Below are 24,102 nucleotides of genomic sequence, written 5' to 3'. Positions count from 1 at the left end.
TTGGCTGACGCAAAGGTTTTACAGGTCCTGCACGGCGCTCTCGATCAGTGCGTCGAAGCGCTCGATATCGTTCAGCGACTCTGCCGCCAGCAGCGCCAGCTTGACCAGAAACAACTCACTGTTGTGACCCGTACAATCAATCGCCTCGGCGAGCCGATCATAGACGCGCTCCAGGTCTGTCATGTTCATTGACTGACTCATGGGTGGTTACTCCCGTTGTGGCCAAGGGCCTGGTTTAGACCATGGCGCAAACGCTCGCCATCCAGATGCAGCCAGCGGGCGCAGACATGCTGATCCGGGCGCGCAAGATAGGCGGCGCCAGCGTGCTGCACGCCATAACGCGTACTGAACAGATCATCCGTATCGGCCAGGGTCAGGTCGGCATGTTGCACCTGATCGACCCCACTCATGGCGATCGCGATCACTTGTATGGCCAGTCCCTGGTGGCGCAGAGCCTGAACCTGCGCCACCACTTCGGTATCGAGCGCCGCAGCGTCGGTGAAGCAAAGCAAATGAAAGGCGGGCGCCAGCTCGTCGAACAAATAGTGCTGCTCGGCCAAACGCACATTGAGTAACGGTGCACCGTTGCGCGGGCCGCCAACGAATAAACGATTATCGTCGTCCATCGCGTTGAGCTGCGAATCGGCATAGTCGTGAGCTCTTGAGGTTCGCCAGTGGTACAGCGGGCGTACAAATTCCCGGGTCAACGACAGCGACAGCACCGCATCGCGTAACAGTCGATAGCCGCGACTGGGCGGCGCCATGAACCTAGTGCTTTTGCCCGCCTCCTCAATGATTTCCCGTGCAGCCTTGACCCGCTCCTCACTGTAGGAGGCCAGCAGCCCGGCACCGGCCAACCCCTTGATGTGCAGTGCCAGTTTCCAGCCCAGGTCGTGGCAATCCTGAAACCCGGTATTGGCGCCGCGTACACCGAAGATCGGCAACAGGTGCGCCGCGTCTCCAGCAAAAATCACACGCTCATTAATGTAGTGCGCCAGGGTCAGCGCCCGGGCCGAGTACACAGAACTCCAATCCAGCTCCCACTCCGGGTTCTCGACGCCGAGCATCGCCAGTTGCGCATTGATGCGCTCACGCAAGGAGTCGGGGTGCAACGCCTGCTCGGGCGTTTCGTCCACGGGCAACTGGTAATCGATGCGCCAGATATCGCCGGGCTCGCGGTGCATCAACACGGTATTGCCGGGGTTCCAGGAGGGATCGAAAAACGCCAGACGTTCAGTCGGCAGATCGAGCTTGATGCGGATATCGGCAATCACGAAGCGCCCTTCATAGGACGCCCCCTCAAGCTTGAGCCCAAGCATGGAACGCAGTCCGGAGCGAGCGCCATCAGCGGCCACAACCCAATCGGCCTCCAGAGAATAAACATCGCCCGGGGTATCGACTTGCAACACAGCATGGTCGAGCCGTTGCTCGATATCGATGACTTTATTGCCCCACCGCAGTTCGATCAGCGGCTGTGCCTGGGCTGCGGCCACCAGATGCTGCTCCAGATATTGCTGTTGCAGGTTGGTCATCGGTGCAAAACGATCATGCTCGTCGACCGGAGCCTCCATGCGAAAAACCCGCTGGCCGCGGTAGTACGAATTTCCGAAGCGCCAAGGCAGCCCCTGCTCGGCCACTGCCTGGGACACCCCCACTTGCTGAAAAATTTCCATGGAACGACGGGTGAAAACAATCGCACGGCTCCCTTCACAGACCTGCTGCTGAGCCGCCAGGACAACACTGCCGACACCGTAGCGCGCCAGTTCGAGCGCCAGCGTCAGGCCAATGGGCCCCGCCCCCACAATCACCACGGGTGAGCGAGTGGCGATGCCTGGGGATTGCACGAAAGCAGGGTAAACCTGATAGGGAAAATAGAGGGACTTATGAGGTACGACTTGAGGCTGATGCATGGTCCGGTGGCTCCCGGTTTATTGTTTTATTGTTCTCGGGGACAAATTTTGTCTCAGGCCACTCTAAACCCAAGCGCACAGGGTAACGTCCCCTGAAGGGGACATTCTTCTGGAGCGCGAAATATTCAACTGCTGTCAGAAACCACTAACCCGAGGAGCACGCAAGGACGCTGCGTCTGCTCCACCAAGTGGCTTTTCGAAAAGTTATTAGGATTGCATCCGGCGTCATCAATGCCTTACCACGAAAGCTCTTTGCATGATTGATCGATACAGATGCATCAGAGCATGAGCCCACGACCCAAACGCGCAGCAACACCCTGACCTGTAGCCGCTGCCGAAGGCTGCGATCGGGCGCGCAGCGGTCGCAAGATGGAACACTTCGGTGTGTCAGGTTTTACGACGGCTACGCCGCCATGCTCGCAGCCACACATTAACCTGTAGCAGCTGCCGAAGGCTGCGATCGAGCGCGCAGCGGTCGCAAGATGGGACGACTCGCTGTATCAGGTTTTACGACGGCTTCGTTACTCGTCAGCGGCTACACCTGACCTGTAGCCGCTGCCGAAGGCTGCGTTCGAGCGCGCAGCGGTCGCAAGATGGAACACTTCGGTGTGTCAGGTTTTACGACGGCTTTGCCGCCGATCGCAGCCTTCGTTCCTCGTCAGCTGCTACGCGCCATGCTCCGCCGAAGGCTGCGATCGGGCGAGAAGCGGTCGCAAAATGGGACGACTCGGTGTGTCAGGTATTACGACGGCTACGCCGCCGATCGCAGCCTTCGTTCCTCGTCAGCGGCTACACCTGACCTGTAGCAGCTGCCGAAGGCTGCGATCGGCCGCGAAGCGGTCGCAAAATGGAACACTTCGGTGTGTCAGGTTTTACGACGGCTACGCCGCCGAACGCAGCCTTCGTTCCTCGTCAGCTGCTACACCTGACCTGTAGCCGCTGCCGAAGGCTGCGATCGAGCGCGAAGCGGTCGCAAGATGGGACGACTCGCTGTGTCAGGTTTTACGACGGCTACGCGCCTTCTCGCAGAGACACGTTGATCTGTAGCAGCTGCCGAAGGCTGCGATCGAGCGCGCAGCGGTCGCAAGATAGGACGACTCGGTGTGTCAGGTTTTACGACGGCTTCGCCGCCGATCGCAGCCTTCGTTCCTCGTCAGCGGCTACAGGGGCTGCGCTGCGTTCTGAGTGGCGTAGTTGCAGTGACTGATGCCATTGGAGACACGCAGTATGTCAGCCATGACGGCCAGGGCGATTTCTGCCGGGGTTTTGCTGCCAAGGCGCAGTCCGATCGGGGCATGGATACGTGCCAATGCCTGAGCGTCGAGCCCGCCAATGCGCGCCAGTCGCTCAAATCTTTTTGCACTGGTGCGTTGAGAGCCCATGGCGCCAATGTAAAAAGCGTCGGTTCGCACCGCCTCCATCAGGGTCAAGTCGTCCAGCCGAGGGTCATGGGTAAGCGCTACCACTGCGGTGGTGGCGTGGCAGCCGTTCTCTTCGATATAGACTGATGGCAGGCGTTTATGTACCTGCACGCCGGGCATGGAAAAGCGGTCGATGACTTCTGGCCTTGGATCACACAGGATGACTTCATAGCCCAAGGCCAAGGCAAAACTGGCACAAAACTCGGCCACCGGAGACAGACCGGCCAGCACCAGCCGACGCACAGCGCCCACCCTGATAGAAACCTCATCGACCTTTAGCGTGACCCTCGGCACGTTTTCATCGCTGCGCGCCAGGCATCTGCGCGAACTGCCGAGCTGAACCGTTCGAGTGGCCAGGTACTGCCCGCCCAAGGCGCACTTCATGGCCTGGAGGTGTTCGTACGTATCGTCATCGGGGGCCAGGTACTCAATCAATACGTCCAGTACGCCGCCACAGGGCAAGGCCACATTGGGTGCCAGCCCACCCTCGCCGTAACGCACAACATGATTGTGTTCAGAAAAATGACCGTGTGAGAGCCGCGTCATAAAGTCTTCTTCGACGCAGCCGCCCGACAGCGAGCCGCTGTACTCACCTGAAGTCAACGCCACCAGCATGGCGCCCGGGCCGCGCGGTGCAGAGCCGAAGGTAGACACAACCGTGCACAGCCAGATGGATTTACCCTCGGCTAGCCAACCCTGAGCGCGTTGCACAACCTGTAGATCAAGCGAGTCCATGCATTAATTTTTCCTTGGTGATGGGCAAGTCACGGATACGTATGCCGGTGGCGTGATACACCGCATTGGCGATGGCCGCGGCCAACCCGGTGATCCCAATTTCACCTATGCCGCGGGCCCCGAACTCACTGAAGTTGAGGTCAGGGTAATCCAGCAGGGTGATATCGATATCGGGTTGGTCGGCATGCACCGGTACCACGTATTCAGCGAAATTATTGTTAGTCGGTAAACCGCTGTTCGGATCGTACTCCCCGGCCTCAAACAGCGCCATGCCGATGCCCATGACAATTGCTCCTTCAACCTGATTGCGTGCAGCCAGCGGGTTGACCACTTGGCCCACGTCAATGGCGCTGACCACGCGGGCCACTCGCAAGCGCGAAATGCCGGGGTCCCAACGCACTTCCACAAAATGTGCGCCAAATGATCTGAAGGAATAGGTGTCAGCTTTGGCAGCACCGCTCTGGAAGGTGCCTTCGGCGTGAGCCACCCGCTGCGAATCGAGGATGTCGCCGAATGAGGCGCGCTGATCGCCACACACTAAATGCCCATCTTCTACGTGAAGGGCTTCGGTTTTTTGACCTTCAAAGGGCGCCCCTTTCAACACGGCGATCTGCCTCAAGTTGTCCAGCGCTTGACGGGTCGCACCGGCGATGGCGGGCATGACACTCGACGTTGCCCACGATCCGCCAGACATTGCGCCGGGTGGGTACGCTGAACTGCCCAACTGCACTTCAATGCGATCCAGCGCCAGCCCGGACAACTGACTCAGGGTCTGTGCCACCACCGTGTAAGTACCGGTGCCTATATCTTGCAGACCGCATTGCGCCAACGCCGTACCGTCCGCACGCAACATCACACGGGCATCGGTGGGCACTTGTGAAGCCTCCCAATTACACGCGCTCATGCCGTAGCCAATGATTTCGTCGCCGTCGCGCATGGAGCCGATTTCAGGGTTGCGCTGCTGCCAGCCAATTTTCTGCGCCGCAACGTTCATGGCTTCTTCAAGGTGGTTGCTGGACCACGGCAGGCCGACACTTTCATCCTTGGCTGCCCGATTGAGCAGGCGAAAATCCAGGGGGTCGATGCCATTGGCCAAGGCCATTTCATCGATGGCCGACTCCAGGGCAAATAAACCGGGGGCGGCACCGGGAGCACGCATCGAGGTGGGCGTGCCACGGTTTACCGGCACGTTTTTGTGGCTGACCAGCACATTCGGGCAGGCGTACAGACTTTTGGTCACGCTGGCACAAGGTTCGGTGTAGGCATCGGTGGTCGACGTGCTGTTGATGGACTCATGGCGCAGCGATACCAGCTTGCCCTGACCGTCCGTGGCCAGACGCATGCGTTGCGAGGTTTGCGGGCGGTGGCCGCTGGTGGTGAACATCTGCGCTCTGGGCAGCATCAATTGCACAGGTCGCCCGGTGATTTTCGCCGCAACGCAGGCGGCAACGGAATGCGGCCACGGCCATAACTTGCTGCCAAAACCCGAACCGATAAAAGGCGCACGCACCTCAACCTGGTCAGGCGGTAAATCGAAGACATTGGCCAGCACATTACGGTGGTTGACCACGCCCTGAGAGCTTTCGTACACAAAAAGGTGTCCATCCTCCCACCATGCAGTGGTCGCGTGCATTTCCATCGGGTTGTGATTTTCAACAGGCGTGGTGTAAGTCACGTCGATTTTTTTAGCGGCCGAGGCAAATGCGGGTTCCGGTTTGCCCCGTGTGTGCCCGCCTGCCCCGTTCTGAGGAGTTTGCGCCTTCAGACCTTCAGTCAAGCTGGTGATTGGCTCGGCAACGTCGTACTCCACCGACACCTGATGCGCCGCGGCCCTGGCCTGTTCAAAGGTTTGGGCAACCACCAGCGCGACAAACTGCCCCGGATAGGACACGCGATCATCTTCGAACGGAGTGCGAAACTCATCAACCTTGCTGGCTTCGAGAATTTTCGCCATGTCCATCGGCGTGGCCGGCGTGCGATGCAGTGTCGGGCAATTGAGATGATGCACGATGCTGACGACACCGGGCATTTTCAACGCCTTTGCATCATCGAGGGTGCGAATCTGACCGCGCGCAATGGTGCTGTAGACACCATAGGCATACAGCATGCCCACCATGGGGTGGTCGGCGGCGTAACGAGCTTTGCCGCTGACCTTGAGCTGCCCGTCAATCCTGCGTTGAGGAACACCGATAATGGATTCGTTCATACCGACTCCTGCGCCGTCAGGTCGCGAAGGTTGCGCGCAATGACCTGCTGGCCGAGGGGGATTTTGTACGCGTTATGCTCATAGGCCCGCGCGTCTTTCAGAGCCACCTCGGCCACCTGTGAGATGAGCTGCGCTGAGAGTGTTTGCCCGGTGAGCTGCTGTTCTGCTTCAACGGCTCGCCACGGCTTGGTGGCCACACCGCCAAGGGCAATACGCGCCTCTACTACGGTTGGCCCATCCATCACCAGAATGATGGCGCTTGATGCCAGAGCAAACTGGTAAGACGTGCGGTCGCGAAGCTTCAGGTAGCCTGAACGACTTGCAGACAGCGGCGCATCCAGCGTCACATGGGTAATCAGTTCGTGGGGCTCTAGCGCATGCTCGCGCCACGGTGTGTCGCCGGGCAGCAGATGAAAGTCAGCAAAATTGACTTCACGCGACTGCCCCTGCGGGTTTTGCAGGGTGACGTGCGCACCAATGGCCGCGATGGCCACACACATGTCCGAAGGATGGCTGGCAATGCAGTGATCACTGGTACCCAGCACCGCATGCACACTGCGATTGAGGCCCACAAGCGCTGCGCAACCCGAGCCGGGCTGGCGCTTATTGCACGGTGAAACCCCATCGCGGAAATAATTGCAGCGCACCCGTTGCATCACATTGCCGGCAGTGGTGGCTTTATTGCGCAGCTGAGTGGAAGCCCCCGCCATGATGGCTTGAGCGAGCACCGGGTAATGCGTCAATACCTGTGGATGACGCGCCAGCGCGGTATTGCTGACCAACGCCCCGATGCGCAAGCGACCGTCGTCCAGGGTCTCAACCTGCTGCAAGGGCAATCGGTTGATATCGACCAAGTGGTCGGCTTTGACCACATCCAGCTTCATCAGATCCAGAAGCGTGGTGCCACCGGCCAGGTACCGGGTCAGCTCAAGGGTCGATGCTGTATTTATTGCATGGGCGCAAGACTGCGCCCGGACGTAATCGAAAGTCTGCATCAGACACCCCCGGCCATTTTGACGCGCGCCGACTGCACGGCCGCGAGGATGTTTTTATACGCACCGCAGCGGCAGATATTGCCACTCATGGCCTCCCTGACACTGGCATCGTCCGCCGCACTGTCCGGGTCATTGAGCAAGGCCACTGCACTCATGATCTGCCCTGTGGTGCAGTAGCCGCATTGGAAGGCATCGTGCTCCCAAAAGGCCTGTTGCACGGGATGCAGCGCATCGCCCTCGGCCAGCCCCTCGATGGTGGTGATGCTATCGCCATCATGTTGAACTGCCAGTGACAGGCACGAGTTGATGGCCACACCATTGACGAGCAACGTACAGGCCCCGCATTGGCCGTGGTCACAGCCCTTTTTGGTGCCGGTCAGTTGCAAGCGATCGCGTACCACATCGAGCAAAATGGCATTGGCGGGCACATCAAGGGGGTACACCTGCCCGTTTATCTGAAGTTTTATGCTGTGATCATTCCCGGCAGGGCTGGGTGTGTCTTCTTTGAGACGCAGGGTTGTTTGGTGTTCTGTCATCAGGGTCACCTTTGGCCAAGGGGGACACGTACAGAGCGGTTACACGTACCCTCCAAAAGGCGACTACGTCAGGTCAAACCACACTTACGTCCGGTGTTGTCGGTGAGGGTCGGTAAGTAATGGAGGTATGCCAGACGCAATTAGTTTCGTGTGCAGTTCATTTAAAATCGCCAAACCCGCACGTGTGCCACGTGCGGGCCTGTCTTTTCGACACCCTGTATTCGGGAGGCTGGCCCATTTCTCCCCGAGTGCGGCTCAGTCTGCGGCCTGCCATACCGCATCACGCACCGCTATTTTTTTGGGCAGCAGCTTGTTTTGATAAAACAGATCCGCCGTTACTTGCTGCGCATTGATGATGCTTTGATCAATCGGTAGCACCGGAGATGGCGGCCGATTGTCGAGGTAGCTGGCAATCACTGCATCGGGCAGCCCCATGTATTTTTGGATCACCTTGAGGCTTTCTTGCCGCTGGCTGCGGGTCAGCGCTTCAGCGTCAGTCAATTCATCCAGCAATGCGTGAACAAAGGCGCCGTTGGCATTGGCATAAGCTCGCCGGGCCGTGTACACGGGGCCTGACAGGCCCAGCCCTTCACCGTTGGCCAGCACACGGGCATTGCCCTGACTTAAGGCCAACGAGGAATAAGGCTCCCATGTGGCCCAGGCATCGACGCTGCCCTGCTCGAAGGCAGCGCGAGCATCCGCAGGCGGCAGGTTCACGGGCTGGATGTCCTGATAGCTCAGCCCGGCCTTGTTCAACGCCCTCAGGATCAGGTTGTGTGAGCTGGACCCGCGCTGAAAGGCCACTTTCTTGCCTTTAAGGTCGGCAACGGTGTTAAGCGGGCTGTCGCCGCGAACCAGTAGGGTTTCCGCCTGTGGTTTTGCCGGTTCGGCGCCGATGTAGACCAGATCGGCCCCCGCTGCCTGGGCGAACAGCGGCGGGATGTCTCCGGTGGATCCTATGTCCAGCGCATTGACGTTAAGCGCTTCGAGCATCTGCGGCCCGGCGGGAAACTCAATCCACTGCACGGCCGTGTGAGGAAAGCGTTTGTCCAGCAGGCCATGCTCTTTGGCGAGCAACAAGGCAATCGAGCCTTTCTGGTAGCCGATTCTCAGGGTTGCCGGGTCTGCGGCCAGCGCGGCGTTTGTCAGGCTGAACAGTGCCAACCCGCTAAATAAAAGGGTGCGAAGTTTCATGATTGTCTCGCTGCTGAAGTCTGGAAGAACACCTGAGATAGCCTTGTTTACTCAGCCTTCGAGGGCTTTTCCCACAGGTTGATCCCGCCCTCTTGGGCAAACCGGTCAATTTCGGTCAGCTCCTGCACGCTAAAGTGCAGGTTCTTCAAGGCACCGACGTTCTCTATGATCTGCTCCGGTCGACTGGCACCGATCAACGCTGATGTCACCCGAGGGTCGCGAAGTGTCCAGGCCAATGCCATCTGGGCCAGACTCTGACCGCGCGCCCTGGCAATCTCGTTGAGACCGCGTACCCGGGCGAGGTTGGCTTCGCTCAGATGCGAGGGCAGCAAGGAGTCGCCGCCCGCGCGATTGACCCGCGCCTGCGTCGGCACACCGTTGAGGTACTTGTCGGTCAGCAAGCCTTGCGCCAGGGGGGTAAAGGCAATCACACCGCTGCCCAGTGCTTCAGTGGTGTCCAGCAAGTCCTTTTCCACCCAGCGATTGAGCAGGTTGTAGGCCGGTTGGTGGATTAGCAGCGGGATTTTCCAGTCATTGAGCAACGCCGCCATTTCTCGGGTTTTTACCCCTGAGTAGGATGAGATGCCGATGTACAGCGCCTTGCCCTGCTGCACGGCCGTGGCCAGGGCGCTGGCCGTCTCCTCCAGCGGGGTGTCCGGGTCGAAGCGGTGGGAATAAAAAATGTCGACATAGTCCACGCCCAAGCGTTGCAGGCTCTGATCGAGGCTGGCCAGCACGTATTTACGCGAACCACCGCCCTGACCGTACGGGCCGGGCCACATGTCCCACCCGGCTTTGCTGGAGATGATCAACTCATCGCGGTACTGCTTGAAATCTTCACGCAGCAAACGGCCGAAGTTGATCTCGGCACTGCCATAGGGCGGGCCGTAGTTGTTGGCCAGGTCAAAGTGGTTGATGCCCTGGTCGAAGGCTGTACGCAACAGCGCACGCTGGGTGTCGATCGGCGTGCTGTCGCCAAAGTTGTGCCACAGGCCAAGGGAGAGTGCCGGCAGCACCAACCCGCTGCGGCCCACGCGGCGATAAGGAATGGCGTCGTAGCGGTTTTCGGCAGCGATATAGGTCATTGAGCGATGTCCTGCTGGTCTGTAGAGGAATGTGGTTGTCGCGTGAAGCTGTTGGCAGGCCGGGTCAGGCCAAGGTTCTCGCGCAACGTACGGCCTTCGTATTCGGTTCTGAACAGGCCCCGGCGTTGCAACTCAGGTATGACTTCATTGGCGAAATCCTCCAGGCCTGCCGGAAGATGAGGCACCAGCACGTTGAATCCATCGGCGGCCCCTTGCTCGAACCACGCCTGCATCTGGTCGGCAATCTGTACCGCTGTACCCACAAGGGTGTAATGCCCGCGCCCTCCGGCAATCTTTCTGCCCAGTTCGGCGAGGCTAAGGTTTTCTTCACCTGCCAATTCGGTCAGCAGCTTCTGACGGCTTTGCTGACCGCTTTCTGTCAGCGGCAAGTCGGGGAGCGGCCCGTCCAGCGGGAACTGCGACAAATCGAAATTGCCCAGCATGCGCCCCAGCAAAGCCACGCCCACTTCAGGCTCGACCAGCCGCTGAAAGGTCTGAAATTTTTCCTGCGCCTGCGCTTCAGTGGCCCCCACCACGACAAAAATACCGGGCATGATTTTCAGGGAGTCCTGGTGGCGGCAGTATTGGCTCAAACGGCCTTTGAGATCAGCGTAAAACGCCTGAGCATTGGCCAATGAGGTTTGTGCGGTGAACACCACCTCTGCCGTTTGTGCGGCCAAATCGCGACCGACCCCGGATGAGCCGGCTTGCACAATCACCGGTTGCCCTTGCGGGGAACGCGCCACATTCAGCGGGCCCTTGACCCGAAAGTGCTCACCCTGGTGGTTGAGCACATGCAGCTTGGCGGGGTCGTAGTAAGCGCCGCTGATCTTGTCGCGGACAAATGCATCATCTTCCCAGCTGTCCCACAGTCCCGTGACGACCTGATGAAACTCGCGGGCGCGGCTGTAGCGTTCAGCGTGACTGATATGTTGCTCGCGGCCAAAGTTTTGCGCCTCAGCGGCGTTATCCGAGGTCACCAGGTTCCACCCTGCCCGCCCGCCGGACAAGTGATCCAGCGACGCGAATTTTCGCGCTACATGGTAGGGCTCGTTGTAGCTGGTGGTGGCCGTGGCGATCAACCCAATGCGCTCCGTCACCGCACTCAAGGCTGACAGCAATGTCAGTGGCTCAAAGTAAGCCGAACGGGCCATGCGACTGGCGATGTCATCCCTCGGCGCGGCGATGCTGTCGGCGACGAACAAAGCGTCAAACTTCGCTGCCTCTGCAATCTGTGCCAAGCGTTTGTAATGGCTGAAGTCCAGCCCGGCGTCTGCCGGTGCCTCAGGGTGACGCCATGCGGCGACGTGGTGACCGCCGGCCATGAGAAAGGCGCCCAGTTTGAGCTGTCGAGTCATGTTCAGAATTCCTTGCGCAGTTGCACACCAAAATAGCGTTCATCGTCCCTTGGAACCGCGCGGTAGATGTAGCTGCCGCCTGTGGCCAGCAAGGGTGAATAGGACTTGTCCGCGAGGTTTTTGCCCAGCAGCGCCACACGCCAGCCGTTGGTGTAATCCGCCAACGCGATGCTGGCATTCCAGATGCCATACGTGCCCTGCTTGGTGTCCGGGTTCTGGCTGATGTCGTACTGCACTTCGCTCTGCCAGCTGTAATCGGTACCCAGTTCTACATCCAGACCGTTATCCAGCGGGATGCTGTAGTCGGCGCGCACATAACTCTTCCAGTCCGGGCTGTAGGGCAGCGGCTTGCCATTGACGTTGCACGATGCGGCCGCGCCTGCTGGGCAGCCAAATTCGTCAATACGTGCATGGGTGTATGCCAGTGCGCCAGAGAGCTTCAATTGCCGAGTCGCCTGCAACGCGTAGTCGAGTTCCACGCCTTCGGTGCTGACACTCCCCGCGTTGATCAGCCGGGTAACGACTTGGCCTGCAACCGTGTCGAAGAAGTTCGCTTGATAATTGTCGTATTCGCTGTGAAATACCGCGACGTTAGCGGTAAGGCGATGGTTCCAGGCCGTGGTTTTAATCCCCAGTTCCCAGTTGTTCGACGTTTCAGGTTTGAGTGCGCCGGTATCACGCGGCTGCATGTTGAAGAACACGTTGTAGGCCGGGCCTTTATAGCCTCGCGAATAGGTCAGATAGGTGGTGACGGTGTCGGTCAGGTCGTATTGCAGGCCAAGCCGACCTGACCAGCCGTCTTCATCCACTGACCCGGAGCTGCTGGTGTCCGGCTGGATGCCCGTCACGGCGGTCGCCGACGTGGACACTCGGCGGTGATCGTATTTCAAATCGTCATGGGTCCAGCGCAGGCCGGCAATGCCACGCAAGGTCGGGGTGAAGTTCAGCGTGCTTTCGCCGAAGACCGCGTAGCTGTCACTGGTGGTACTGTAATCGGCGACGCCGCGGTTGACGCTCGCAGGCGTGGTCAAGGTGCGCTGATAGGTTTCGTCATCCTTGCCGTGCATGTAGAACAGCCCACCCACGTACTCCAGAAAATCCCCCTTGGGTGAAGCCAGCCGCAGCTCTTGCGAATACTGATTGAACGTCAGGTCGCCTTTGTCGGCAGAGCCTGGAAAGTCGGCGGTGATGGTACTCAGGCGATCGCCATCCTGATATTGAGTGTTGTCCCAACCCCGCCACGCGGTGATCGACGTCAGGGTGTAATCACCCAGATTCCAGTCCAGTTGGGCAGACAGGCCTTTATTGATGTCTGCCACACGCGAACGGGTGTCTGTATTGATCTTGCGGTTGTCGCTGGACGCCCATACCGGAGCCAGCGCATTGCCAAAGCCCGGCGTCAGTGACTGGACGACCACGCCATTGGGGGCGTCGTCATGGGACTGCATGTAGTCGGCAATGACTGTGAGCGTGAGGTCATCGTCAGGGGTAAACACCAACTTGCCGCGCGCGCCTTTATGGTTGTAGCCATTCACCTCCTGCCCGTTGTACTGATTATCGACATTGCCGTCATAGGTTCGGAACATGGCGGTGAACGAGCCCGTGAGGGTGTCAGGAATCAAACTTCCGCCCAGACCGAAGCGCGTACGGCTTTCGTTGCCGGTGAAGTTCGATTGATCGATGTAACCGTGGGTTTCAGTGGTGGGTGCACGGCTGACGATGTTCATCACCCCGGCCGAGGCGTTCTTGCCGAACAACGTACCTTGCGGGCCACGCAAGACTTCAATGCGATCGAGGTCCAACAGGTCGAGGGTCGTCTGCCCCGGACGCGCGTAGACCACCCCGTCGATCACCGTCGCCACCGTCGGCTCAACGCCGGGCGAGGTAGAGATCGTGCCCACGCCCCGCACAAACAACGAGGTGTCCTTGTTCGAGGCACCGGTACGAAAATTCAGCGAGGGAACTTGCTGGACGATGCTCGAGACGCTGTTGCGCCCGTCTCGTTCCAGTTGCTCGCCATTGACGACGGTCACGGCCACGGGGATTTTTTGCAGCGGTTCTTCGCGGCGGGTCGCACTGACCGTGACGGATTGAAGGGTCACCGCCTGTTCATTGCTGTCGGCGGCGAACGTCAGGCCGGGCGCCACGCCCAAGCCGGTAAAGAACCACCCCGCAGCGCACAACGTGTGCGCCAGTGTGTGTGTTGCCCCAGGAAAAATACGCATGGTCTACCCGCTCAAAAAGTGCCCTGAACCGCTGCCGTTCTACGACGACAATGGCGGAAATGTGTCTTGGACATTCGCTCGAGCGAGTAGCAGACAAAGCGCGTTGTTAGCGCTAACATCGCCAGTATCAATAACCGTCGCATAGACCGTCAAATACTTAAATATTGCCCTGATATACCCTTTAGTTATTACAAGGAGTGCGCGTTGATCGACCATTCACCCCGCAAACGCCGTGGCGCCGGGCGCGTGACTCTAAGCACTGTCGCGCAACAGGCCGGGGTCTCGGCCATCACCGTGTCGCGTTATTTCAATCAGCCAGACCAGGTCTCCCCGGAGCGACGCGAGCGCATTGCTGCGGTGGTCGCGCAATTGGGCTACGTGCCCAATCTGGTTGCTGGAGGGCTGGCCTCGGCGCGCGGCAAAATCGTTGGCATGGTCATTCCCAACATATCGGGGCCAATTTTCGCCAACACGATTCAGGGTTTCAGCGACACGCTGAGTCGCCACGGCTATCAACTGCTGCTGGCATCCAGTTACTTCAGCGTCGAGCAGGAAGAGAGTGCGGTGCGCGCATTCCTGGGCTGGTCGCCCGCAGCGTTGGTGTTGACCAGTCACTTTCACAGCCCGGGCACCGAAAAAATGATCGCCGCAGCGGACATCCCGGTGATTGAAACCTGGGACTACCAACCCGCACGCGGGCCGATACAGATTGGTTTTTCCCATGTTGAGGTGGGCGTTACAGCCGCGCGCTACCTGCATAAAAAAGGCTATAGACGCATTGCCTTTGTACTGAACAGCAGCGCGGGTGATTTCAGCGCATTGGAGCGCCGCGATGGCTACCTCAGCGCCGTTCGCGATTTGGGACTGGAGCCGCGGGTGTATACCCCCCAAGAGGGTATGGCGCCCTTTGAAGCCGGCAAACAGGCCATGCAAGCGCTCATGCTGGCCCCTGCTCCACCGGATGCAATTATCTTTGCCAACGACAACCTGGCGGCGGGCGGATTGCTTGCCGGGCAACGCGCAGGGCTGAAGATTCCCGAAAACTGTGCGGTGCTTGGCTTTGGCGATTATCCCTTTGCCGAAATGCTGCTGCCGAGTTTAAGCACCATCAAACCGCCTGCACTGGAGATCGGTGTGCTGGCGGCCACGCGAGTGCTGGAAAGTCTGGGGGTTTTGCCACTGGAGGACGAGGTGCAACGGCTGAATAAGCTGGCGTGCAGGGTGATCGAGCGTGAAAGTACGTGAGCGCGTAAACCCCTGGTGTCTTATTACACCCCGCCTAACTGGCTATCTTTGTTGGCGGGTTACTCTGCCTCAATGAAGTTGGGCGAGCGGGACATTTATAGGCGCAGTGACCCGTCGTGATTAATCAGGTTTGAAAGGAAATTTAGGACGTGCGATTACGATAATCAGGGGGCATCGTCACTCTGACTGGGGCCGCCGTGAGGTGCTGCACCGTGCGCGCAGCAGCCGGTTGACGCACCGTAGAGAGGAAATCGTAAAGCCGGCGAAGATCCTCACGCCCCGCTTTCAAATCCCCGACGGCCCTGCAAGCCGCCTGTGTGAACGAACACCAAACGCTGATCTGTGGCAAGGCGCCCGGCGTCGACCGCTTGTTTGAGGGCCAATAGCGCTTTGCCGGTATACAGCGGCTCCAGCAGCAGCCCGCTGGCGGATTCGCTGTCGTGGATAAACCCGGTCAAGGTGTCATCCACTCGGGCGAAACCACCGCGACTGGCATCAATCAGTTCAAGGTTGCATTCCGAGCGATGTGCCGCTTGCAAGATTGCCTCGATCTGCGGTGCCACCCCATGATCTTCGGGCACGGCCAGCGCCCCGTAAATCCTGCGCTGTGGCGCTTCAGCCAAAAGCAAACCCGCTATTGTGGTGCCGGTTCCAGCCGCCAGCCACCAACCGTCGTAATCGTCCCAACCCACGTCACCCAACTGCTCACGCACCTGCCCGACCAGCGTCATGCACCCCCGCGCACCGGCCAGCCCGCCGCCCCCTTCCGGGACGGGATGAAACGCTGGATAGCGCGCGAGCCAAGGCTGCCAGAAACCGGCTTCATGGCGCGCCCGATACCCGGCAAACCCCAACCAGTGCAACTGCATGCCGAAGTCTTCAAGGTCGCGGGTGGTTGGGGTGTGTTGCGCATGCCCCCGTAACAGGCCAACGGTTGGAAAGCCAAAACGCTTACCCGCAGCGGCCAGGGCATGCAGGTGGTTGGAGTGCGCCCCGCCGAGACTGATCAGCCCCTGCGCACCGCCACTGTGGGCGGCCAACAGGTGTTCGGTGAGCTTGAACCACTTGTTGCCACTGATCAGTGAGTCGATCTGATCCAGACGCAGCACCGCCACCTCGACACCGGCCCGTTGCAACCAGTCAAAGTGCAAGCGTTGCAGCGCGGCGCGTGGCTGCCAATCGATCAGGGGCAACATGCAGATCCCATCCATTTGATTAAAAAAAGAGGCGAGTTTACACCTCGGCAGCCTGTCGGCTTTCATCTCAAATGCGACCAATAATCTGACTCACACTCGGGCTTCTTGGTAAGGTGTGCGCCGACTTTCGTAGCCCGCTAACGATCTGCGGGCTGCTGCTTTCTGTTTTCTGACGTGAGACACCCCTGATATGCCCGAGCCGATCCCTCTAAAAGATCACGACTCCGAGAAGCGGCTGGTCAACAAAAGACTGGTCGCCTGCGCCGCGCTGGTGCTGGCCATCAGTTGTGCACTGGTCGGGCGCATGTACTTTCTGCAAGTGACCGAGTTCGCCTACAACTCGACGGTGTCCGAGAACAATCGGGTGCACGTGCTGCCCATCCCTCCGGAGCGCGGTTTTATCTACGACCGCAATGGCGTGTTGCTGGCCGATAATCAGCCCAGCTTCAACATGACCATTACCCGCGAGCGGGCGGGCGATACCGCCAAGGTGCTGGATACGGTGATCAGTATTCTGCACTTGCCCGAAGAAGACCGTGCCGTGTTCGCCAAAGCCATGAAGCAGGCGCGCCATCCATTTGACCCTTCGACCTTGCTGTACGAACTGAGCGAAGAGCAAATTGCCCTGCTGGCCGTCAATCAATACCGCCTGCCGGGCATTGATGTTGACGCCCAATTTGTCCGTCATTACCCGCAAGGTGATCATTTCGCCCACTCCGTGGGTTACGTCGGGCGAATCAACGAAAAAGAAGCCAAGCAGCTAGACCCGACGCAATACCGGGGCACCCAGTCGATTGGCAAAACCGGCATCGAGCGTTTCTACGAGCCGCAATTGCACGGTCAGGTTGGTTTTGAAGAGGTCGAGACCAATGCTCAGGGGCGAGTGATGCGCGTGCTTCGCCACACGGACGCCGTGGCCGGTAAAAATATCGTGCTCAGCCTCGACATCAAACTGCAAGAAGCCGCCGAAGAAGCCTTGGGTGATCGTCGTGGCTCCATCATCGCGCTGGATCCCAAAACCGGTGAAGTGTTGGCGATGGTCAGTAAGCCCAGCTTTGACCCCAACCTGTTTGTGACCGGCATCAGCTCCAAGGATTATTCGGGACTGCGCGACTCCATCGATAAACCGCTGTTTAACCGGGCTTTGCGCGGCCTCTATGCACCCGGCTCGACCATCAAGCCCGAAGTGGCAATTGCCGGTCTCGACAGCGGTGTCATTTCGGCCTCGACGCGGGTGTTCGACCCCGGCTACTTCCAGCTACCCAACGTTGACCACAAATACCGCAACTGGAACCACAGCGGCGACGGCTGGGTCGATCTGAACGCCGCCATCATGCGCTCCAATGACACCTACTTTTATGACCTGGCCTCAAAACTGGGCATTGACCGCATGCACGATTACATGTCGATGTTTGGCATCGGGCAAAAAGTCTCGCTGGACATGTTCGAAGAGTCATCAGGCTTGATGCCCTCGCGTGACTGGAAGCGCAGCACTCGCCGTCAGGCCTGGTTCCCCGGTGAAACGGTGATCCTGGGCATTGGCCAGGGCTACATGCAGGTCACGCCGTTGCAGCTGGCACAGGCCACCGCATTGATCGCCAACAAAGGCGTGTGGAATCGTCCGCACCTGGCCCGAACCATTGACGGCACGCCACCGGTGGACGAACACCCGATCGCCAATATTGTTCTGCACGACCCCAAAGAGTGGGAACAGGTCAACCATGCCATGCAATTGGTTATGCATGACCCGCGCGGCATTGCCAGGGCGTCTGCCTCGGGTGCGCAATACCGCATCGCGGGCAAAAGTGGTACGGCGCAGGTGGTGGCCATCAAACAAGGCGAACGTTACAACCGACTCAAGACCGCCGAACGCAATCGCGACAACGCCTTGTTTGTCGGCTTTGCCCCGGCCGAAGACCCGCAGATTGTGATTTCGGTGATGATCGAAAACGGCGAAGCGGGTGGCCGGGTGGCGGGCCCTGTGGTGCGTAAAGTGATGGATGCCTGGTTGCTCGATAATCAGGGCACGCTCAAACCGCAATACGCCAGCCCGCAGATCAAGCCCCATACCCGCCCGGCGGTGTAAACGACAGCCCTCGTGTTTTTGATCGTGATCTGCCGCCCCTTCCGGCAGATCAAAAGCTCGCGAGCGGTAACCTGTAGCCGCTGACGAGGAACGAAGGCTGCGATCGAGCGCGTAGCGGTCGCCCCACACGTGCAGCCGGTTGTGTCATGAGGGCCCCTCTTCCAACGGTTTGAGCGTTTGTTTAGAACTGACTCACCTCAGGATTCAAATGTTTGAATCCTGCCGGGTGCAGGTTTTCTGATATCAGGTTCATCAAACAGCCATTGAACCTCAAGGATGCCCCGTATGCCCTCCCTCGCGAACCCCGGTTACCAGGAGCGCAACACCAAGGGCCTCTTCGCCCTGTTCTGCGGGGGCAGTTACCTGCTGTCTGTTTCCTATGGCACCACGTTTTTACTGGCCATGTCCCTCAGTGCCCACGGCGCCAGCGAAGCAGACGCTGGCAGCATTATGTCGGCTGCTATGTTCAGTACCTTTATTGCCGTGATTTTTTCGGGACACCTGACCGATCTGTTCGGAGCACCCAAAACGATTGCATTCGGGGCAGTTCTGCTGGCTGCCGCGTGTGCCGGCTTCGCCTGCTTCCCGACGTTCGGTCTCAGCGCATTGGGCTTCGGCTTGCTTCTGGGTTTGGGTTGGGGCGTGTTCTATACGTTAGGCCCCATTATTGTCGCGATGATGATTGAACCCGCCCGCCGGGTGAAGTATTTCGCCCTGCTGTCGGGGTGCATGATGTCCGGTATCGGCACAGGCCCTCTGCTGGGGCGGGCCAGCGAAGCATTTGGCTACCCGCTGCAAGCAGCCTTTGTGATGGCGGCCATGGCCAGCGTGATCGGCGGCGTTGCCTTTGTACTGCTAGGGCCGAAAATCAAGCAGCTGCACCTCGTATCGGGAGCGGTCACTGTGTGCCGGATTAGCCCTCAGGCGGGTGCGCTGGTCATGCGTTCCAAAGCCGCTTTTGCAATCGTCATGGTCGGCTTGGGGGGCGCGATTTTCGGCGGGTTGTCGAGCTTTCAAACCTCGTACGCACACCTTAAACAACTGGATTATTCGATTTTCTTTCTAGGCTTTATGGCAGCGGTGATTACCTGCCGTTTGCTGGTCGCCGGGTTTATCGTCAAGCGCGACCCATATCGAATGGCCGGTATTCTGACCTCATTGATCGTGACGTCAGTGCTGATGTTTATGTTTACCGTTGACACTGCCGCTACTTATTTATTCGCCGCCATTGTGCTGGGTGTGGGTTACGGTCTGACGTATTCGGTGATCAATGGTCTGGCCGCCAACGAAGCCCCTGCCGGTTACACCGCGCAATCGCTGGTGCTGTTCAGCCTGGCGTACTTTGTTGGCGTTTTCGGATTTCCCTGGCTGGCAGGGCTCATCATCGTCAGTCAAGGCATGGGGGCGCTGCTGTCGGTCATTTTGCTGATTGCCCTGCTTAACTGGGCAATCGCCTTGGGTCGACTGGTGTGGCGGCGCTTGCCACGATCACAGGCCCGTCGTTTCGACCCCATTTAACGCCATGAACGAGCTAGCGCTGCATCCCCCAGCGCTTGACCGTGACCCGCTCCAGTGTGTCGAACACCAGGTTCTCCACCAGCAAGCCAATCAGAATCACCACCGCCAACCCGGCAAATACCTTGTCGGTGTACAGCTCGTTACGGTTCTGAAAGATGTACCAACCCAACCCACCCTTGCCGCTGGTGGCGCCAAACACCAATTCAGCTGCGATCAGGGTGCGCCAGGCGAAGGCCCAACCGATTTTCAACCCCGCGAGAATTGACGGCAGCGCGGCGGGAATCAGAATAAACAACACAAAACGGATACCCTTCAGACCATAATTGCGACCGGCCATGCGCAGGGTTTCCGAGACCCCGAGGAAACCTGCATAGGTGTTGAGGGCCAGCGCCCATAACACCGAATGCACTAACACAAAGATCAGGCTGTTTTGCCCAAGACCAAACCACAACAGCGCCAACGGCAACAGGGCAATGGCCGGCAGCGGGTTGAACATCGAGGTCAAGGTGCTCAACAGGTCGCGCCCCAATTGGGTCGACACCGCCAACGTGGTCAAGGCAAACGCCAGCACAATGCCGATCAGGTAACCCTTGATCAGCACCACCAACGAAATACCGACTTTACTCAGCAACTCGCCGCTGATCAGGCCGTCATACAGCGCGCTGGCGGTTTGCACAAAGCTGGGCAGCAGCAGGTCGTTGTTCTGCACCCGTGCAACCACTTCCCAAAGTATCGCCAGCACTATCAATATCAGGCTTTTACGCAACCAGCCCTGTTGCCATAACCGTTGCCCCAAGGGCAGTTCGCGTTCCAGCGGCACTGACACCAGGGGTTCAAGGTGAACTTCGTATTCCGGGCGTACAGATGATGAATGGCTCATCGGGCAATCCTCCAGGGCTCAATAAGCGATACGAATATCGGCAAAATTCAGGGCTTGTTCCGGGTTACCGGTATCCGCCTCATCAAACAGCAGCCGATGAATACGGCGCGCCGTGTGCTGAAATTCCAGACCGCCCAGGCTGTGCAGGTTGTATTGATGACTGTTGATCTCGGCCCGTACCCGGCCCGGATGCGGTGACAACAGCAGGATGCGGTTGCCCACGACCAATGCTTCTTCGATGGAGTGGGTGACGAACAGCAACGTGAAGCGCACCTCCTCCCACAACAGCAGCAACTCTTCCTGCATCTTGCGCCGAGTCAGGGCGTCAAGCGCGGCGAAAGGCTCGTCCATCAACAGGATTTTCGGCTGCATGGCCAGCGCCCGGGCGATAGCCACGCGGGCTTTCATGCCGCCCGACAGTGTGTGCGGATACGCGTCGGCAAAGGCCGCCAGCCCCACTTTGTCCAGATAGTGCAGCGCCCGCTCTTGGGCCTCACGCCGTGGCAGTGTTTTGGACGCTAATAGCGGGAACATGACGTTCTGCTTGACGGTCTTCCAGGGTGGTAATTGATCGAACTCCTGAAACACCACCATCCGGTCTGGTCCCGGTGCTGTCACTGTTTGGCCCTGCAACCTGATCTGCCCTTCGCAGGGTGGGTGAAACCCGGCCACAGCCTTGAGCAAGGTGGACTTGCCGCACCCGGAGGGGCCCAACAGAATAAAACGGTCCGCCGGGTCAATCTCGAAACTGACCTGATGGGTGGCCCGCACCACACGCTGCGGCGTGCGGTATTCGAGGCTGACGTTATCAACCGACAACAAGGCAGGCCCTGTTGCGTTCAAGTGGCTGGCCGTGTGGCCTTGCACAGACGCGTTCATGGTGATCAGCTCCCCTGCAACGGTTTTGCGTCTTGAAAGAAATAATCCTTCCAGGATTCGGGTTTGTTTTTGATCGCGCCGATGCGGTACATAAATTCGGCCAGCGGGTAGGTATTTTTCGGCGTCACGGTGAATTCGTACTGAGAGTTGTCGATGATTTTCAGCAGCTCGGCGCGGTCGATATTGGCTTTGGTCACGCGGATATACGTATCGGCGGCGGCGCCTTTATCGTTTTGGGCAAACTCGGCGGCTTCGGCCAGCGCTTGCGTGAACGCTTTATAGGTTTTGGGGTTGTCGTTGCGAAATTTCTCAGTGGCAAACAGCACCGTCGGTGAATTGGGGCCGAGCAAGTCGTAGCTGTCGAGCACCACATGCACGTTGGGGTTCTTCAGCGCCTGATCCTGAAACGGCGGGTTGGAAAAATGCCCGCTCAACTCAGTGCCGCCGGCGATCAGTGCCGCAGTGGCATCAGGGTGCGGCAGTGCGAGGGTGTACTTGTCCAGTCGATTGAAATCCTTGTCGCCCCATTGCTTGGCGGCTGCGTACTGGAGAAAGCGTGACTGCACCGAAACGCCGACTGCCGGCACGGCGATACGGTCCTTGTCGGTGATGTCGGCAATGGTTTTGACCTGCGGGTTATTGCTCACCAGGTAATACGGAAAATTGCCCAGCGACGCCACTGCCTTGATGTTCTGCCGACCGTGGGTGCGGTCCCAGATCGTCAGCAGCGGGCCAACCCCGGCACCGGCAATATCAATCGAGCCGGAGAGCAAGGCATCGTTGATCGCCGCGCCGCCAGACAATTGCGTCCAGTCCACCTTGATGTCGATGCCCTCCTCCTTGCCGTGCTTCTCGATCAGTTGTTGATCGCGCACCACATTGAGCAACAGGTAAACAATGCCGAACTGTTCTGCGATACGAATCTCGCCTTCGGCATGGGCTACGCTCGGCGCAACAAAACTTGCGGCTAGCAAACTGAGGCCAAGACTGGCGGCCAGCGTTTTTAATGACAGGGGCATGAGAAGTTCCTTGAAAGTGTCAAAGCGTGGCGGATCAGTAAGGCGCGTCGCCTTGAATGGTGGTGCGGTAGAGCGTGCGGCGCAGATGGCGGGGGCAACCGGCCGCGAGATGGATCAACGAACGGTTATCCCAAAACACCAGATCATGGGGTTGCCATTGATGCCGATAGATATTTTCCGGGCGCACGCTGTGGGCGTAGAGCTGCGCCAGCAACTCACGGCTTTCGTCGTCGGGCAGGCCGATGATGCGGGTGGTGAAGCCTTCACTGACAAACAATGCTTTGCGGCCGTTTTCCGGGTGGGTACGTACGACCGGGTGCACCACTTCATTGACCTGCGCCAGTTGTTCCGGGGTCAGGGTTGGGCGCCAGTTGCCTTCGAACTTGGTTTCGCTGTAACGGGCGGTATAGGAATGCGCCGCCGAACGGCCTTCGACCGCATGGCGCAGGGCTTGAGGCAGGGTGTCCCAGGCGTGATGCATGTCGGCAAATAACGTATCGCCGCCTTCGGCTGGCAGCTCTTGGGCATGCAGCATGGAGCCAAGGCTTGGCAGCTCTTTATAAGACAAGTCCGAGTGCCAGAACTTACCGGCATCTCCGAGGCCGATGGATTGGCCGTTCTCGATCACATTCGAGACGATGAGAATTTGCGGATGGTCCGCTAGCAAGAACTGTTTGAGCACATGGATTTGCAACACACCGAAACGGCGGCTGAAAGCGATCTGTTGCTCTGGCGTGATGCGCTGATCACGGAACACCACCACATGGTGCTCAAGGTGGGCGCGGTGAATGCGTGCGAAGTCTTCATCGTTGACCGGCAGTGCCAGGTCAAGCCCAATGATTTCGGCGCCAACGGCTCCGTTGAAGGGGCGGATTTGAAACGCTTGAGGGGCGATGCTCAGAGCAATCGTAGAGCCAGACGGTGCAGACATAAAACACTCCCACGCAGTGCACGCCCAACAGCGCGCTATTCGATAAGAAACTCACGGAGGTCCCGTGTTCGTTCATTTCGTGCGGCGCGTCGATTGGTCGACCTGTACGCAGGTGTGTGACTTTATAGGTATAAGAAAATTAATTTAAATACCGTTAGGGCATAAGGATATGACGGGCTGAGGGATTTGATTAGCGGACAGTTCTAAAGAGTCTCGTGAATCTGTTACAGAAGCAGCTGCAGCCACAGCAGCAGGCGTTGCAGAGCATCTAGCCCAGCTTTCAGCTTTCAGTTTCAAAACAATCTCACTGCTGCCACCGAAACAGTGGGAGCGACGCTGGGGCCCATCACAGGAGGCTGAACGCAGGTGCTGTTATGGGGGTGGCGAGGCAGGACGCCGAGCCAGCCGCGATCGGGCCAAGGATGGCCCGTCGCGGCGGGCCCCCATAACAGTGCCGGAGTGAAGGCACCGGGCGAGCCTAGGCGAGCTCGGCCGTATGGTAGGGCACAGACCTTTTGGGTACTTTTGGGGCGTTTGCCAAAAGTACCTCGCCGTAAGAGGGTGTTTACAAATAAAACGCTGATAACATGCGACCAACATCGTATTCGTGGAAGCCTGTCAGTGGCCAACATCAAAATTAGACCTGAGCACGAAGTGCTTCTGGTTCAAATAGTTAAATCTGA

Annotated in this window: 18 protein-coding genes; 3 read left to right on the top strand and 15 right to left on the bottom strand. The window is 58.8% G+C overall.

Annotated elements, in window-relative coordinates:
* Positions 1-18 precede the first annotated feature (18 nt).
* From FJD38_RS22285 to FJD38_RS22240, 10 genes are all read right to left on the bottom strand, one after another.
* Complete coding sequence (locus FJD38_RS22285) at positions 19-201, bottom strand: DUF2783 domain-containing protein (RefSeq protein WP_146387610.1); 183 nt, start codon at positions 199-201, stop codon at positions 19-21.
* Entirely contained in the window at positions 198-1,910 is a 1,713-nt protein-coding gene (locus tag FJD38_RS22280) for an FAD-dependent monooxygenase (protein ID WP_146387608.1), read from the bottom strand. The genes FJD38_RS22285 and FJD38_RS22280 overlap by 4 nt, the downstream gene beginning before the upstream one ends.
* Positions 1,911-3,070: 1,160 nt before the next feature.
* Positions 3,071-4,066 carry an XdhC family protein gene (locus FJD38_RS22275; RefSeq protein ID WP_146387606.1) on the bottom strand — a complete coding sequence of 332 codons (996 nt, stop codon included), beginning with the start codon at positions 4,064-4,066 and terminating at the stop codon, positions 3,071-3,073.
* On the bottom strand, positions 4,053-6,272 hold the full coding sequence (locus FJD38_RS22270) for a xanthine dehydrogenase family protein molybdopterin-binding subunit (protein WP_146387604.1): 2,220 nt from the start codon (positions 6,270-6,272) through the stop codon (positions 4,053-4,055). Before FJD38_RS22270 ends, FJD38_RS22275 begins: the two co-directional genes overlap by 14 nt.
* Positions 6,269-7,267, bottom strand: coding sequence for an FAD binding domain-containing protein (locus tag FJD38_RS22265; RefSeq protein WP_122784246.1), 999 nt, complete (start codon positions 7,265-7,267; stop codon positions 6,269-6,271). Before FJD38_RS22265 ends, FJD38_RS22270 begins: the two co-directional genes overlap by 4 nt.
* A complete protein-coding gene (locus FJD38_RS22260) occupies positions 7,267-7,803 on the bottom strand; it encodes a (2Fe-2S)-binding protein (RefSeq protein WP_146387602.1) in 537 nt (178 codons plus the stop codon). Before FJD38_RS22260 ends, FJD38_RS22265 begins: the two co-directional genes overlap by 1 nt.
* 255 nt (positions 7,804-8,058) lie before the next feature.
* On the bottom strand, positions 8,059-8,997 hold the full coding sequence (locus FJD38_RS22255; RefSeq protein WP_122784248.1) for a sulfonate ABC transporter substrate-binding protein: 939 nt from the start codon (positions 8,995-8,997) through the stop codon (positions 8,059-8,061).
* Positions 8,998-9,044: 47 nt separating this feature from the next.
* Complete coding sequence (gene mgrA, locus FJD38_RS22250) at positions 9,045-10,082, bottom strand: L-glyceraldehyde 3-phosphate reductase (RefSeq protein WP_122784249.1); 1,038 nt, start codon at positions 10,080-10,082, stop codon at positions 9,045-9,047.
* Positions 10,079-11,440 (bottom strand): LLM class flavin-dependent oxidoreductase, encoded by a 1,362-nt coding sequence (locus FJD38_RS22245; protein ID WP_146387600.1) that lies wholly within the window; start codon positions 11,438-11,440, stop codon positions 10,079-10,081. The genes mgrA and FJD38_RS22245 overlap by 4 nt, the downstream gene beginning before the upstream one ends.
* A gap of 2 nt (positions 11,441-11,442) precedes the next feature.
* Entirely contained in the window at positions 11,443-13,665 is a 2,223-nt protein-coding gene (locus FJD38_RS22240) for a TonB-dependent receptor (protein WP_146387598.1), read from the bottom strand.
* Between the two features lie 204 nt (positions 13,666-13,869).
* Here FJD38_RS22240 and FJD38_RS22235 point away from each other — a divergent pair, with 204 nt between their 5' ends.
* Complete coding sequence (locus FJD38_RS22235) at positions 13,870-14,910, top strand: LacI family DNA-binding transcriptional regulator (RefSeq protein WP_146387596.1); 1,041 nt, start codon at positions 13,870-13,872, stop codon at positions 14,908-14,910.
* Positions 14,911-15,182: 272 nt separating this feature from the next.
* Here FJD38_RS22235 and FJD38_RS22225 read toward each other — a convergent pair whose 3' ends face one another.
* A complete protein-coding gene (locus FJD38_RS22225; protein WP_146387594.1) occupies positions 15,183-16,106 on the bottom strand; it encodes a 1-aminocyclopropane-1-carboxylate deaminase/D-cysteine desulfhydrase in 924 nt (307 codons plus the stop codon).
* A gap of 190 nt (positions 16,107-16,296) precedes the next feature.
* Here FJD38_RS22225 and mrdA point away from each other — a divergent pair, with 190 nt between their 5' ends.
* Positions 16,297-18,192: a penicillin-binding protein 2 gene (gene mrdA / locus FJD38_RS22220; protein WP_122784256.1), complete on the top strand. Its 1,896-nt coding sequence runs from the start codon at positions 16,297-16,299 to the stop codon at positions 18,190-18,192.
* A gap of 285 nt (positions 18,193-18,477) precedes the next feature.
* A complete protein-coding gene (locus tag FJD38_RS22215) occupies positions 18,478-19,710 on the top strand; it encodes an MFS transporter (RefSeq protein ID WP_146387593.1) in 1,233 nt (410 codons plus the stop codon).
* A 13-nt stretch (positions 19,711-19,723) separates the two neighbouring features.
* Here FJD38_RS22215 and FJD38_RS22210 read toward each other — a convergent pair whose 3' ends face one another.
* Genes FJD38_RS22210 through FJD38_RS22195 form a run of 4 tightly spaced genes read right to left on the bottom strand, consistent with a single transcriptional unit; the run spans position 19,724 to position 23,419 of the window.
* The gene (locus FJD38_RS22210) at positions 19,724-20,590 is read right to left on the bottom strand and encodes an ABC transporter permease (RefSeq protein ID WP_146387591.1); all 867 of its coding nucleotides are present in this window, start codon (positions 20,588-20,590) and stop codon (positions 19,724-19,726) included.
* Positions 20,591-20,608: 18 nt separating this feature from the next.
* Positions 20,609-21,469 (bottom strand): ABC transporter ATP-binding protein, encoded by an 861-nt coding sequence (locus FJD38_RS22205; protein ID WP_146387589.1) that lies wholly within the window; start codon positions 21,467-21,469, stop codon positions 20,609-20,611.
* Between the two features lie 5 nt (positions 21,470-21,474).
* Positions 21,475-22,488: an ABC transporter substrate-binding protein gene (locus tag FJD38_RS22200; protein ID WP_146387587.1), complete on the bottom strand. Its 1,014-nt coding sequence runs from the start codon at positions 22,486-22,488 to the stop codon at positions 21,475-21,477.
* A gap of 34 nt (positions 22,489-22,522) precedes the next feature.
* Positions 22,523-23,419: a TauD/TfdA dioxygenase family protein gene (locus FJD38_RS22195; protein ID WP_122784261.1), complete on the bottom strand. Its 897-nt coding sequence runs from the start codon at positions 23,417-23,419 to the stop codon at positions 22,523-22,525.
* Positions 23,420-24,102 lie beyond the last annotated feature (683 nt).

The organism is Pseudomonas saxonica, from assembly GCF_007858365.1.
GTDB lineage: Bacteria > Pseudomonadota > Gammaproteobacteria > Pseudomonadales > Pseudomonadaceae > Aquipseudomonas > Aquipseudomonas saxonica.
This window is presented reverse-complemented; position numbering and strand designations above follow the sequence as displayed.